The sequence below is a fragment of the Rahnella rivi genome (assembly GCF_019049655.1).
Lineage (GTDB): Bacteria > Pseudomonadota > Gammaproteobacteria > Enterobacterales > Enterobacteriaceae > Rahnella > Rahnella rivi.
The window spans coordinates 174,258-186,825 of the sequence record NZ_JAFMOX010000067.1 but is presented as its reverse complement, the minus strand read 5'-3'; the positions used below and the strand labels follow the sequence as shown (position 1 = coordinate 186,825).

At 55.0% G+C, this 12,568-nt stretch carries 13 protein-coding genes; 8 read left to right on the top strand and 5 right to left on the bottom strand.

Annotated features, from left to right (window positions below; all coding sequences use genetic code 11):
- Positions 1-53: 53 nt before the first annotated feature.
- The 5 genes from purC to ypfH all read left to right on the top strand — a co-directional run bounded on the left by purC (position 54) and on the right by ypfH (position 5,195).
- Positions 54-767: a phosphoribosylaminoimidazolesuccinocarboxamide synthase gene (purC, locus tag J1779_RS23985; protein ID WP_217204962.1), complete on the top strand. Its 714-nt coding sequence runs from the start codon at positions 54-56 to the stop codon at positions 765-767.
- 224 nt (positions 768-991) lie between these two features.
- A complete protein-coding gene (ypfJ, locus tag J1779_RS23980) occupies positions 992-1,870 on the top strand; it encodes a KPN_02809 family neutral zinc metallopeptidase (RefSeq protein WP_056771347.1) in 879 nt (292 codons plus the stop codon).
- Between the two features lie 123 nt (positions 1,871-1,993).
- Positions 1,994-2,446, top strand: coding sequence for a DUF441 domain-containing protein (locus J1779_RS23975; RefSeq protein ID WP_056771350.1), 453 nt, complete (start codon positions 1,994-1,996; stop codon positions 2,444-2,446).
- A 1-nt stretch (position 2,447) separates the two neighbouring features.
- On the top strand, positions 2,448-4,442 hold the full coding sequence (locus J1779_RS23970; RefSeq protein ID WP_217204961.1) for a tRNA(Met) cytidine acetyltransferase TmcA: 1,995 nt from the start codon (positions 2,448-2,450) through the stop codon (positions 4,440-4,442).
- 108 nt (positions 4,443-4,550) lie between these two features.
- Positions 4,551-5,195 carry an esterase gene (gene ypfH, locus J1779_RS23965; protein WP_217204960.1) on the top strand — a complete coding sequence of 215 codons (645 nt, stop codon included), beginning with the start codon at positions 4,551-4,553 and terminating at the stop codon, positions 5,193-5,195.
- Positions 5,196-5,239: 44 nt separating this feature from the next.
- Here the strand turns inward: ypfH and J1779_RS23960 are convergent, their stop codons facing one another.
- From J1779_RS23960 to J1779_RS23945, 4 genes are read right to left on the bottom strand one after another with little or no spacing between them, the layout of a single operon-like run.
- Positions 5,240-5,425: a YpfN family protein gene (locus J1779_RS23960; protein WP_056771358.1), complete on the bottom strand. Its 186-nt coding sequence runs from the start codon at positions 5,423-5,425 to the stop codon at positions 5,240-5,242.
- A 10-nt stretch (positions 5,426-5,435) separates the two neighbouring features.
- Positions 5,436-6,116, bottom strand: a complete 681-nt coding sequence (locus tag J1779_RS23955) for a M15 family metallopeptidase (RefSeq protein ID WP_217204959.1) — start codon at positions 6,114-6,116, stop codon at positions 5,436-5,438.
- Positions 6,113-7,240: a succinyl-diaminopimelate desuccinylase gene (gene dapE / locus J1779_RS23950; RefSeq protein WP_217204958.1), complete on the bottom strand. Its 1,128-nt coding sequence runs from the start codon at positions 7,238-7,240 to the stop codon at positions 6,113-6,115. The genes J1779_RS23955 and dapE overlap by 4 nt, the downstream gene beginning before the upstream one ends.
- 1 nt (position 7,241) lies before the next feature.
- Positions 7,242-7,625: an ArsC family reductase gene (locus tag J1779_RS23945; RefSeq protein ID WP_122095965.1), complete on the bottom strand. Its 384-nt coding sequence runs from the start codon at positions 7,623-7,625 to the stop codon at positions 7,242-7,244.
- A 199-nt stretch (positions 7,626-7,824) separates the two neighbouring features.
- On the opposite strand from J1779_RS23945, the gene ypfM reads away from it, so the two are divergent.
- Positions 7,825-7,884 carry a protein YpfM gene (gene ypfM, locus J1779_RS25805; protein WP_112168684.1) on the top strand — a complete coding sequence of 20 codons (60 nt, stop codon included), beginning with the start codon at positions 7,825-7,827 and terminating at the stop codon, positions 7,882-7,884.
- A gap of 194 nt (positions 7,885-8,078) precedes the next feature.
- On the opposite strand, the gene acrD is transcribed toward ypfM, so the two are convergent.
- A complete protein-coding gene (gene acrD / locus J1779_RS23935; RefSeq protein WP_056771372.1) occupies positions 8,079-11,234 on the bottom strand; it encodes a multidrug efflux RND transporter permease AcrD in 3,156 nt (1,051 codons plus the stop codon).
- 303 nt (positions 11,235-11,537) lie between these two features.
- Here acrD and J1779_RS23930 point away from each other — a divergent pair, with 303 nt between their 5' ends.
- Both J1779_RS23930 and nudK read left to right on the top strand, forming a co-directional pair.
- Positions 11,538-11,822 carry a winged helix-turn-helix domain-containing protein gene (locus J1779_RS23930; protein ID WP_056771375.1) on the top strand — a complete coding sequence of 95 codons (285 nt, stop codon included), beginning with the start codon at positions 11,538-11,540 and terminating at the stop codon, positions 11,820-11,822.
- A gap of 70 nt (positions 11,823-11,892) precedes the next feature.
- The gene (gene nudK, locus J1779_RS23925; RefSeq protein WP_056771376.1) at positions 11,893-12,513 is read left to right on the top strand and encodes a GDP-mannose pyrophosphatase NudK; all 621 of its coding nucleotides are present in this window, start codon (positions 11,893-11,895) and stop codon (positions 12,511-12,513) included.
- The last annotated feature ends 55 nt before the right edge of the window (positions 12,514-12,568 follow it).

The following is a 12,568-nucleotide window of genomic DNA, read 5'->3' as shown; positions in this document are numbered from 1 at the left end:
CAAGGGGCTTCGGCCCCTTTTTACATCTGTTTTTTCCACTGGAGTAAGTAAAGATGCAAAAGTTAGCTGAGTTGTATCGCGGCAAGGCGAAAACCGTCTACACCACAGAAAACCCGGACCTGCTGGTGCTGGAATTCCGCAACGATACGTCAGCACTGGATGGTCAGCGTATTGAGCAGTTCGACCGTAAAGGCATGGTTAACAACAAATTTAACCATTTCATCATGGCTAAGCTGGAAGAAGCCGGTATTCCGACACAAATGGAACGCCTGCTGTCTGACAACGAAGTACTGGTGAAAAAACTGAATATGGTCCCGGTTGAATGCGTTATCCGTAACCGTGCTGCAGGATCGCTGGTAAAACGTCTGGGCATTGAAGAAGGTCTGGTACTCAATCCACCGTTGTTCGATCTGTTCCTGAAAAACGATGCGATGCATGATCCGATGATCAATGAGTCTTACTGCAAAACCTTCGGTTGGGTGAACGAAGAGCATCTGGCACGCATGAAAGAGCTGAGCTACAAAGCCAACGACGTGCTGACCAAACTGTTTGATGATGCCGGTCTGATTCTGGTCGATTTCAAACTCGAGTTCGGTTTGTTCAACGGTGAAGTCGTACTGGGTGATGAATTCTCGCCAGATGGCAGCCGCCTGTGGGATAAAGAAACCCTGAACAAGATGGATAAAGATCGCTACCGCCAGAGTCTGGGTGGCCTGATCGAAGCCTACGAAGAAGTTGCTCGCCGCATCGGTGTGAAACTGGACTGATCGTCAGTCATTTTTCAGCCCTGACGCGCAATCGTTTACGTAGCAGGGCTGTATCAAACCGGGTGGTATTTGTGCCACCCGATTTCTTCCTGCGCATTTAATTTCCCCTTTTCCCCACTGTTTTATTTCATTTAATGCCTTCTGACCTAAAATTACGTCCTTGCGCGGATGGTATTAACCGCGCGCGCTGGCTAGTCTTTATAAAAACAGTCTGGAGGTGGAGTATGCGTTGGCAAGGGCGTCGCGAAAGCGACAATGTGGAAGACAGACGCGGACAGGGATCCAACTCCGGTGGTGGTCCGGGCGGTGGCGGAATGCGTCTGCCGATCCGTGGGAAAAGTGGCATCGTGATTATTATCGTGGTGCTGGTCGCCGGTTATTACGGCATTGATCTGACACCGCTCATCGATGGCGGGCAGTCCGGTGGTGTGCAAAAGCAGACACAATCGCAATCCATCAGCCCGAAAGATGATGAGCAGGCGAAATTCACTTCGGTGATCCTCGCTTCTACGGAAGACACCTGGAAAGAAATCTTCCAGAAACAGGGGATGACTTACCGCGAACCGAAACTGGTGATGTACCGTGGTGCAACCCGCACCGGCTGCGGTACCGGCCAGTCGGTGATGGGGCCGTTCTACTGCCCGGCGGACAGCACGGTGTATATCGATCTCTCCTTCTATCAGGAACTGCAGAACAAACTGGGCGCGGGCGGTGATTTTGCACAGGGTTACGTCGTGGCGCACGAAGTCGGCCATCACGTACAAAATCTGCTGGGCATTGAGCGCAAGGTGCGCGAGATGCAGCAGGGCGCATCGCAGGCGGCGGTGAATCAGCTGTCGGTGAAAATGGAACTCCAGGCTGACTGCTACGCCGGCGTCTGGGGACATGCCATGCAGCAACAAAATGTGCTTGAAGAGGGCGATCTGAAAGAGGCGCTGGACGCCGCGCAGGCGATCGGCGATGACCGTCTGCAACAGCAAAGCCAGGGGCGTGTGGTGCCGGACAGCTTTACGCACGGCACCTCTCAGCAGCGGTATACCTGGTTCAAGCGCGGTTTCGATACCGGTAATCCCGATCAGTGCAACACCTTTGCCAGCCGCTGATTCGGTGAAATGCAGGCTATTCAGTTCTGGTCTGGCTGCAAAAACTGTTCAATAATCAATGACCGATTCAAAAGGCTCCCCGGAGCCTTTTTTACTTCCTGACAGGAAAACGCAGGGAACGCTATGGCTTTTCTCGATCCAACCCTTTTGATCTTACTGGTGTTTGCCGGGCTCGGCATTATCAGTCACAACAGCGCGGTGACTATCGCGATGTTTTTCCTGCTGACGGTACGTATCACGCCGCTGAACAACTTCTTCCCCTGGATAGAAAAATACGGCCTGACCATCGGCATTATCATTCTGACTGTCGGAGTGATGGCGCCTATTGCCAGCGGAAAAATCAGTGCCAGCACCATTGTGCATTCCTTCCTGCACTGGAAATCTATCGCCGCTATTTTGGTCGGCGTGCTGGTGTCGTGGCTGGGCGGGCGAGGTCTTACGCTGATGGGAACGCAGCCCCATCTGGTTGCCGGTTTGCTGGTCGGCACCGTGCTCGGCGTCGCGCTGTTTAAAGGCGTGCCGGTCGGGCCGCTGATCGCCGCCGGTTTACTGTCGATGCTGGTAGGGAAAAGCTGACATGCCCGCCGCGTCCCTGACCTCATTACAGCATCAGATGCAGCACCAGGGTGTGCGGCGTTTACTGGTGTTTAGCGGGGAAGCGGGCTGGTGTGAAGATCAGGCCAGACATGTGTCGGCAGGCTGCGAAGGCGACTGGCTGTGGCTCAGTGATTCGCCGCCCGCCGGAGTGAACGCCTGCTCACCCTCTGCGGCACGGACGCTGCTGGGTCAGGACGTTTTACACGGCATTTTTGATGCGCGCAGCGGGCTGGATGTCGAGGCACTGGCCGCCTTTTCCGGCACGCTGAAAGCCGGAAGCTGGCTGATTTTGCTGGTGCCGCCATGGCAGCTTTGGGCGCAACAGCCCGACAGCGACAGCCTGCGCTGGAGTGAACAGCCGCAACCGATCGCCACGCCCCGTTTTATCCATCGTTTTCAGCGTTTGCTGCAAAACGCGCCGCACGTTGCACTGTGCAGACAAGACACCGATTTTGAACTTTCCCCGTTGCCCGATACGGCGCGGTGGCTGCCGCCTGATGGTCAGCCAACGCCGCAGCAGCAGACGATTCTGCAACTGCTTATGCAGGCAAAATCCGGTGTTTGGGTGCTGACTGCGCCTCGTGGCCGTGGCAAATCAACGCTGGCAGGTATGCTGACTGCGCAGTGGTCGGGCACCTGCTGGGTGACGGCGCCGGGCAAACGTTCGGTTGATCACATTCTCTGTCATGCACCGGAGTCGGTACGTTTTATTGCGCCTGATGCTCTGCTGACCTTATGTCGTGAAGGGGCGGTCAACGGCGCTGACTGGCTGATTATCGACGAAGCCGCAGCTATCCCTGCGCCGATGCTTTCGGTAATGGTCAAAGCCTTCCCGCGTGTGTTACTTACCACCACGGTGGAGGGCTACGAAGGCACCGGGCGTGGTTTTTTGCTGAAGTTTTGTGCATCACTGCCGCAATGGCACGATCTGCGGCTGCGCGCACCGATACGCTGGTCGGAACAGGATCCGCTCGAGCCATTTATCAGTGAACTGCTGCTGTTTGAAGAACATTTGCCAGACGTGCATAACACCGGTGAAACGCCGGAAATTTTCCCGGTTGACGCCGCACGCTGGTGTCAGGAGCCCGCGCTGCTAAAGGATTTTTACGGCCTGCTGACCAGCGCGCATTACCGTACTTCGCCGCTGGATTTACGTCGTTTACTGGATGCGCCGGGGATGACCTTCAGCGCCGCCAGACAAGGTTCGACGTTAACCGGTGCGCTGTGGCTGGTGGATGAGGGCGGACTTAGCGAGGCGCTGGCGCAGGACGTCTGGGCGGGGCGGCGGCGTCCGCGTGGCAATCTGGTGGCGCAGTCGCTCGCGGCTCACGCAGGTTTCCCCGAAGCCGCCGTATTGCGTTCACGGCGCGTCAGTCGGATTGCAGTACACCCGGCGCTGAGGCGGCAGGGGATCGCCCGCCATTTACTGGCGGAACAGCAAAAGTGTGCGCAGCAGGCGGGGCTGGATTTTCTGTCGGTGAGTTTCGGTTATACCGAAGAACTTACCGCGCTGTGGCATCAGGCCGGTTTTCAGCTTGCGCGTATCAGCACGCAGAAAGAGGCCAGTAGCGGGTGTTATGCCGCGATGGCGATATTACCGCTCAGTCCTGCGGGGCATGAATTGGCTCAGGCAGCATTAAATCAGCTTCACCGTGACTGGCGCTGGCTATCGACGCTGACCGATATCCGGCTGCCGTTCCCGCCCGAGGGTGATACCCGAATGAATGGCGCCGACTGGCGCGAACTGGCCGGATTTGCCTTCGCGCATCGGCCAGCACAAAGCAGTCTTCCCGCCCTCAGCCGCCTGTTGATGTCCAGCCCGTTGCCGTTGCAGGCGCTGCGTGCCTGGTTACAACAGGGAAAAAGCACCGCGGAAATTGTGCAAATGTTGCAACTAACCGGCCGCAGGGCGCTGGTGGCCCGCTGGCGAGAGGAAACGCAGCAGGCACTCAAATCCTGCGGACGGGGGGAATAACGGGCAGATTTCATTGCAAAAAATGGAAAGACTCATTCAATAAAACCCGATTTCACTCACCGGCAGGCGGCGTATAGTGACGGCATTAACCTAAAACGGGAGAAACCCATGAGCTCAGAACAGATTATCGTCCAGCAGCCGGAAGCGCGTGCTAACCAGCTGATTTTATTATTTCACGGCGTGGGCGATAACCCGATTTCGATGGGTGAAATTGGCAAGTTTTTCGCCGTCTCTTTCCCGCAGGCTCAGGTCGTCAGCGTCGGCAGCCCGGATATTTGTGACTTTGGCCGTGGGTTTCAGTGGTTCTCTGTACAGGGCGTGACGGAGAAAAACCGCCAGCCGCGTATTGATGCCGCGATGCCGCTGTTTATTGAGATTGTCCGCGACTGGCAGCAAAAAACCGGTGTCACTCCTGAAAATACCACGTTAGTCGGTTTTTCACAGGGCACCATCATGGCGCTGGAATCCACCAAAGTGGAAGAACATCTCGCTTCGCGCATTATCGCTTTCAGTGGCCGTTTCGCTAATCTGCCGGAAAAACCCATTGCGGCAGGCACTGTGGTGCATTTTATTCACGGCGAGCAGGATCCGGTGATCAATCCGTTCCAGTCCAGAAGTGCGGCCGAACGACTCAACGCTTTAGGCTGCGTCAGTACCCTGAATATTCAGGCGGGCATGGCGCACGGGCTGGATTCGCACATGATCAACACCGCCATTTCGCATTTGCAGAATGACGAGCCGCCGGTGCATTGATCAAAAAAGGCAGCCAGTTTGGCTGCCTCCGTTTTTAACTGCTTTTACTTCTTCTTCGGCCATTCATCATCTTTGTCCCACTCGGCATTATTATCGCGATGCGGTGGAATTTCAGGTTTGTCGTTGAGGTATTTTTTCACATCAACGCGTCGCAGTTCCTTCACACCGCTGATCAACATACCAATCAGAATGATCAAAATGATCCACCAGTAATCTTTAATCCACTCCATGGCGTGCTCCTTAAATGTTGTTTGTTGGTAGGGCGATGAATCTCGGGAAGAGGGTGGCCATCTCACTGATAACCCAGTCAGAACCGGCCACATCTTGCCCTTGCCATGCACTGATAAGCACCTCCGGCGTCAGTTGCGATGCACACAACTGCGCCAGCGGGCGATAACTCAGGTGCCAGGGTTCAACAGCTACCCCGCCACGGTCTTCAGCATACGGACGATAAAAACCAAACTCCGCCATATGGTCTGACATCCAGTTGTTCAGCGAATAAAAATACCCGCCTTGCTCATATTCCCACGGCTCCAGCTGTAACGTCTGGCCGGCAGGCACCCGACGCGGATCGTACACATCCAGATCGCTGCCCCAGTGGTGGCGGCTGGCGCCCGGTAATGCCGACCAGCGCATGATCAGTTCGCACCGCTGTGCGGCAGACAATCTGCTGACGTCTGCTGGCTGGCTGTCCTTATCTAATACTGGTCGCTCACCGCGAAATTTTCCATTCCAGATAGCCAGTTGGCGATCAAAATCACGAAAGGTACTGGCTGGCTGGAGATCAAACCCCGCTTCACGCGCTGCCTGCTGCATCCGGGCAAACGCCTGTGCCGCCTCTGGCTGCAAACGGTGTGGCCCGTCGCCCAATGTGACCAGGTGAGCGGTTGAGCGTCCGGTCAGCATCTCTTGGGTTATCATGCGACTAACTGCTCCATGATGCGCTGATACATACGGCTGAGAACCTGAAGATCGGCGGCATGAACGCATTCGTTGATTTTGTGAATGGTGGCGTTTACCGGCCCCAGTTCGACCACCTGCGCGCCCATCAGTGCGATAAAGCGCCCGTCGGAGGTTCCGCCGGTGGTTTGCAGTTCGGGAGTCATCTCAGTGTAGTGACGAACCGCGTTAATCACGGCTTCGACCAGTGCCCCGCGTGAGGTCAGGAACGGCTGGCCGGACACCACCCAGTTCAGGGTATATTGCAGATTATGGCTGTCCAGCAGCGCGGCGACGCGCTGTTTGATGATTTCATCGGTCAGTTCGGTGCTGAAGCGGAAGTTAAACTGCACATACAGCTCGCCGGGAATGACATTGTTGCTGCCAGTACCGGCATTGATATTGGCGATCTGCATGCTGGTTGGCGGGAAGAATTCATTGCCATCATCCCACAGGGTAGTCACCAGTTCGTTCAGCGCAGGCATGGCGCGATGCACCGGATTGTCAGCCAGATGGGGATAGGCTACGTGGCCCTGAACGCCGTGAACGTGAAGGTTGGCGGTCATGGAACCACGACGGCCATTTTTCACAATGTCACCTACGCGGGTCGTGCTGGAAGGCTCACCGACCAGACAATAATCCAGGCGTTCATTACGTTCCATCAGGGCATTGACCACTCTTACCGTGCCGTTGACCGCGCTGGCCTCTTCGTCAGAGGTAATCAGAAAGGCAAGTCGCCCTTTGTGATGCGGGTTGGCGGCCACAAAGCGTTCTGCTGCAACCACCATTGCCGCCAGCGAACCTTTCATGTCCGCCGCGCCGCGTCCATAAAGCATGCCGTCGCGCAGGGTGGGTTCAAACGGGCCGGTGACCCAGAGTTTGTGATCGCCGGTCGGCACCACGTCGGTGTGTCCGGCGAAGGCCAGCGTTTTGCCTTCACCGCGCGTTGCCCAGAAATTCAGGGTATCGCCAAAATGCATCGGCTCAACGTGGAAACCAATGGCCTCGAGGCGGGCGATCATGATCTCCTGGCAGCCTGCATCGTCGGGGCTGAGTGACGGACGACGGATCAACTGTTGGGCAAGATCGACAACGGGACAGCTCATGTTATTTTACCTCCGCAAGGAATTGCTGATAGCTCTCTGGTTTAAATCCCAGCAGAGACTGGCCATTGGGTGCCAGTAAAAAAGGGCGTTTGATGACAGCCGGATGCGCCAGCATCACCGCTTTAGCGCGGGCTTCATTGTCACAGCCTGCGCGGGTTGCTTCATCGAGCTTGCGCCAGGTGGTGCCACGGGTGTTTAGCATCGCTTCCCAGCCCTGTTTGTCGATCAGGTTCTGCAACAGGCTGTCATCCAGCCCCTCAACCCGGTAATCATGAAACTGGCAACTGACACCGTTTTCTTCCAGCCAGCGACGGGCTTTTTTCACGGTATCGCAATTTTTAATGCCATAAAGAATAAATGGGGCTGAAGCCGAAGTCGTTGCCATAGAAAAACGTAACCTGTCAGTAATTATGAACTTTTCACCAGCACAGAATGCGGGCGCGAGGATAGGGCACATAATGAGGCAAAACGCGGGCAGGATCCAGACGGGGCGGGATTGTGATCCAGGTTATATAAGCGGTCGGTATAATTTGTTTGTTTAAAATATAACCGTATAATCCCCTCGTCCAATCAAGGGGAGCAAAATGTTAGAGCAAGAATTAGGAAACTGGAAAGACTTTATCGACCGTATGTTGAACGCGTAACAGCCACACCGTGACAGTAAAAACATAGCCGGTAAAGCACACAGATTTATTCTCAGTGTCAGCACGTCATTATAAAAAACGTTTGTTCAGGAAGACCATTACGTCCAGTTAGCGACGGTTCTCACAGCCAGTAAATCAATAATAAAAAAGGCGTTAATTCTCATTAACGCCTTTTTTGTCGACTTTTTTTACCGTTATTTGAGTTCTGCCGGTGCTGTCTCAACGATATCGGCTATCACCGGTTCCGTGGTTTTCCCCGGAAAACGGCGGCGGATCAGCACGAAGAACAACGGCACGAAGAAGACTGCCAGCACGGTCGCGGAAATCATCCCGCCGATGACGCCGGTACCCACCGCGTGCTGGCTGCCAGAACCTGCGCCGGTGCTGGTCGCCATCGGCAGTACGCCGAAAATAAAGGCCAGCGAGGTCATCAGGATAGGGCGCAGGCGCATTCTCGAGGCTTCCAGCGTAGCTTCTAACAGCTCCCGGCCCCTGACGTTCAGATCATTGGCAAATTCGACAATCAGAATGGCGTTTTTCGCCGACAGCCCGATGATGGTCAGCATCCCGACCTGGAAATACACGTCGTTTTCCAGCCCGCGCATCCAGGTGGCAATCACCGCACCGAGCACGCCGAGCGGTACCACCAGCATGACTGAGAACGGAATCGACCAGCTTTCATAAAGTGCCGCCAGACACAGGAACACCACCAGCAGGGAAAGGGCATACAGCGCAGGCGCCTGTGAACCGGATAAACGCTCCTGATAGGACAACCCGGTCCATTCGAGGCCAATCCCTGTCGGTAATTTCGCCACCAGCTTTTCCATGGTATCCATCGCCGTACCGCTGCTGACGCCTTCTGCCGGTTCCCCGACAATCTCCAGCGCGGAATATCCGTTGTAGCGCTCAAGGCGCGGCGAGCCGGTCAGCCAGTATGATGTGGCAAACGCGGAGAACGGCACCATGGTTCCTGTGGCGTTTCTGACATACCAGCGGTTAATATCGTCCGGCAGCATACGGAATTTTGCACCGGCCTGAACGTAGACTTTTTTGACGCGGGCGCGATCAACAAAGTCGTTGACGTAAGTCGACCCCCAGGCGGTGCTCAGCGTGCTGTTGATATCTGTGATCGACACCCCCAGCGCCTGCGCTTTGACCTGATCGATGTCGATTTGCAACTGCGGGCTGTCATCCAGACCGTTATGACGCACGCGGATCAGATTGCTGTCTTTGGCGGTCATATCCAGCAACTGATCACGCGCTGACATCAGTGCCGCGTGGCCCAGCCCGGCGTGATCCTGCAATTCCATGTCGAAACCGGTGGCGCTGCCGAGGCCGTTAATGGCCGGCGGACTGCTGGCGATCACTCTGGCTTCGGTAATCTTACTGAATTCTTTGGTAGCCTTTTCAATCAGCGCAAAGGAGGAGTCATCCGCACCTGTACGCTCATCCCACGGGGTCAGGCGCACGAACATACGAGCGACATTCTGCCCGTTACCGCCCGGCCCTGCGCCGATGGTGGAAAACACCGAAAGCACATCTTTTTTATCGGTTTTCAGGAAGTAGTTTTCGACTTTCTCGACCACTTTTTGCGTTTGCTGCAGTGTCGAACCCGGCGGTAACTGCACCTGAACCGTGAAGACACCACGGTCTTCCAGCGGCAGGAACGAGGTCGGTAACTTAATAAACATAAATGCCAGCAACGCCACCAGCGCGGCATAACACAGCATCCAGCGCAGGCTGTTGCGTAAAATCCCCGCCACGCCGTTTTCATAGCGGCGCGCGTTGCGGTCAAACATGCGGTTAAACCAGCCAAAGAAGCCGCGTTTGCCGTGATGATGCCCCTTCGCAATAGGTTTCAGCAGGGTTGAGCACAGCGCCGGTGTCAGCGTCAGCGCGACAAACACTGACAGCACCATCGCTGACACAATCGTGATGGAGAACTGACGGTAAATCGCGCCGGTGGTGCCGCCAAAGAACGCCATCGGCACGAACACGGCGGAGAGCACCAGGGTGATACCGACCAGCGCACTTTGTATCTGCCCCATCGATTTACGCGTAGCGTCTCTGGGGCTGAGGCCTTCCTCGCTCATCACGCGCTCAACGTTCTCCACCACCACAATGGCATCATCCACCAGCAGGCCGATCGCCAGTACCATCGCAAACATGGTTAAGGTATTGATGCTGTAGCCGAACTGATGCAGCACGGCAAAAGTGCCGAGAAGCACCACCGGCACGGCAATGGTCGGGATCAGCGTTGCGCGGAAGTTTTGCAGGAACAGGTACATCACCAGAAACACCAGCACGATGGCTTCAAACAGCGTTTTCACCACATCAGTGATCGCCGCTTTGACGAACGGCGTGGTTTCATACGCCACTTCCGCTTTCAGGCCGTGAGGGAAGTAATGCGAAAGTTCTTCAAGGCGCGCGCGCACCGCTTTGTCGGTTTGCAGTTCATTCGCACCGGACGCCAGTTTCACCCCCATACCGGACGCGGCCTGACCGTTGTAGCGGCTGAGCAGGCTGTAGTTTTCAGCACCCAGACCAATTTCTGCCACATCCCCCAGTTTGACCTGCGAACCATCCTTATTCACTTTCAGCGTGATCTGACGAAATTGCTCCGGCGTCTGTAATTGCGATTGCGCATTGATCGTGGCATTCAGCGCCTGGAAATCGACAGAAGGTGCGCCGCCGAGCTGCCCGACCGCTACCTGACTGTTTTGCGCTTTGATCGCGGTGACCACATCGGCAGTAGTCAGCTGGTAATTAGTGAGTTTGTCCGGGTCAAGCCAGATCCGCATGGCGTACTGTGAACCGTAAGCATCGATGCTGCCAACGCCGTCCACGCGGCTCAGCGGATCCTGAATGTTCGAGGCCACATAATCGGCGATATCCTGCTTATCCATACTGCCGTCGGTGGAGACAAACGCCACCATCATCAGGTTGGTATCACCGGTTTTCGAGACGGTCACCCCCTGCGTTTGCACATCCTGTGGCAAACGTTTCAGCGCCTGTTGCAGCTGGTTCTGCACCTGTTGCAGCGCTTCATTCGGGTCAGTTCCGGCGGTAAAACTCAGTGTAATCTGCGATTTACCGTCATTGCTGCTTTGCGAAGACATGTACATCAGATTGTCGAGGCCGGTCATGTTCTGCTCGATAATCTGGGTAACGGTATTTTCTAATGTTTGTGCTGATGCGCCGGGATATGTTGCCGAGATGCGAACATTAGGAGGGGCGAGATCGGGATATTGTTCGACCGGCAAAAAGTAAATCGCCAGTGCGCCGGACAAAGACAGAATGATCGCTAATACCCAGGCAAAAATCGGGCGATCGATGAAAAAATTGGCCATGCGTCAAAAACCTCGTTATCACTCTGGCGGGAGTGACTCACATCAGCAAACAAACAGAATGTCAGTAATCTGACAAAAAAATCCACTGAGAAGATTTTCCCAGCGGCAGTACTGTCCAAACAGGACGGAGTGAATGTTAGAGTGTCGTTCTACGTCTAAGCACTTTACCTTCTCAGGGCGAATAAAACGTGGAGAAATAAAGGAGATAATGTAAAAAAGCCCACCTGAACACGGGGTTATATTTCACCAGACAGTCTACGCTTTTGATGGATCCTTTTAATGACAACGCCCGGAGCGTTCAACATGATGTTAAATTCGGTGTTTGCCCGCCGCCTCTACCTTTGCTGGTTGCTGGACAACGAACAAAAACCCAACGTGCCGAAGCTGATGGAAATCACCGGCTGGCCGCGCCGCACCTTGCAGGACGTACTGAAAGCGCTGCCGGGAATGGGCGTTGAACTGGATTTTATCCAGCAGGGAATACGCAATAATGACGGCTACTACCAGCTTTCCAGCTGGGGGCCGCTGGACAGGCAATGGATTGAACGCCACCGCGAACAGCTTATCGCGGCAATAGCGCAGGGTTGAGTATGGCGGGAGAAGTAGAATACGGCTATGATGCCTGGCTTCTCTCACCACTTCTGAGCGGGGGCATTGAATGTCATCTCACGACACTTTTTCTCAAGAAACAGCATCTGACCCAACATCTTCCAGAATCGAAAATGTCCAGAGCGAGTTGCTCTCTGACAACTGGTATGTTTTGCGTAAATTCTCCTACGACTTAATCAAACGCAATGGCGAACGCCAGCCGCAAACCCGTGAAGTGTATGACCGTGGGAATGGCGCGACGATCCTTCTTTACAGCAAAATCAAAAAAACCGTCCTGCTGATCAAACAGTTTCGTATGCCGACCTACGTCAACGGCAACAGCACCGGAATGCTGCTGGAAACCTGCGCGGGCCTGCTGGACAACGATTCCCCTGAAGATTGCATCCGTAAAGAGGCGATCGAAGAAACCGGTTTTGCGGTCGGTAAAGTCGATAAACTGTTCGAGGCTTACATGTCGCCGGGCAGCGTGACGGAAATCGTGCACTTTTTTGCGGCGGAATATGATGAGTCGCAGCGTCAGAACGCCGGCGGTGGGGTCGAGGACGAAGACATCGATGTGCTTGAGGTGCCGTTCAGCCAGGCGCTGGACATGATCAAAGACGGGCGTATCAAAGACGGTAAAACCATCATGCTGTTGCAATACGCTCAGATTCAGGGATGGATGGCCTGAACCGTTCCGGTACGTTCAGCACTCATTTCAGCACTTAAGAATGAAGAAGGCACCC

What these genes read in the sequence shown, in the direction of transcription:
- purC (WP_217204962.1), top strand. Translation starts at nt 54, where the DNA reads ATGCAAAAGTTAGCTGAGTTGTATCGCGGCAAGGCGAAAACCGTCTAC.
- ypfJ (WP_056771347.1), top strand. Translation starts at nt 992, where the DNA reads ATGCGTTGGCAAGGGCGTCGCGAAAGCGACAATGTGGAAGACAGACGC.
- J1779_RS23975 (WP_056771350.1), top strand. Translation starts at nt 1,994, where the DNA reads ATGGCTTTTCTCGATCCAACCCTTTTGATCTTACTGGTGTTTGCCGGG.
- J1779_RS23970 (WP_217204961.1), top strand. Translation starts at nt 2,448, where the DNA reads ATGCCCGCCGCGTCCCTGACCTCATTACAGCATCAGATGCAGCACCAG.
- ypfH (WP_217204960.1), top strand. Translation starts at nt 4,551, where the DNA reads ATGAGCTCAGAACAGATTATCGTCCAGCAGCCGGAAGCGCGTGCTAAC.
- J1779_RS23960 (WP_056771358.1), bottom strand. Translation starts at nt 5,425, where the DNA reads ATGGAGTGGATTAAAGATTACTGGTGGATCATTTTGATCATTCTGATT.
- J1779_RS23955 (WP_217204959.1), bottom strand. Translation starts at nt 6,116, where the DNA reads ATGATAACCCAAGAGATGCTGACCGGACGCTCAACCGCTCACCTGGTC.
- dapE (WP_217204958.1), bottom strand. Translation starts at nt 7,240, where the DNA reads ATGAGCTGTCCCGTTGTCGATCTTGCCCAACAGTTGATCCGTCGTCCG.
- J1779_RS23945 (WP_122095965.1), bottom strand. Translation starts at nt 7,625, where the DNA reads ATGGCAACGACTTCGGCTTCAGCCCCATTTATTCTTTATGGCATTAAA.
- acrD (WP_056771372.1), bottom strand. Translation starts at nt 11,234, where the DNA reads ATGGCCAATTTTTTCATCGATCGCCCGATTTTTGCCTGGGTATTAGCG.
- J1779_RS23930 (WP_056771375.1), top strand. Translation starts at nt 11,538, where the DNA reads ATGATGTTAAATTCGGTGTTTGCCCGCCGCCTCTACCTTTGCTGGTTG.
- nudK (WP_056771376.1), top strand. Translation starts at nt 11,893, where the DNA reads ATGTCATCTCACGACACTTTTTCTCAAGAAACAGCATCTGACCCAACA.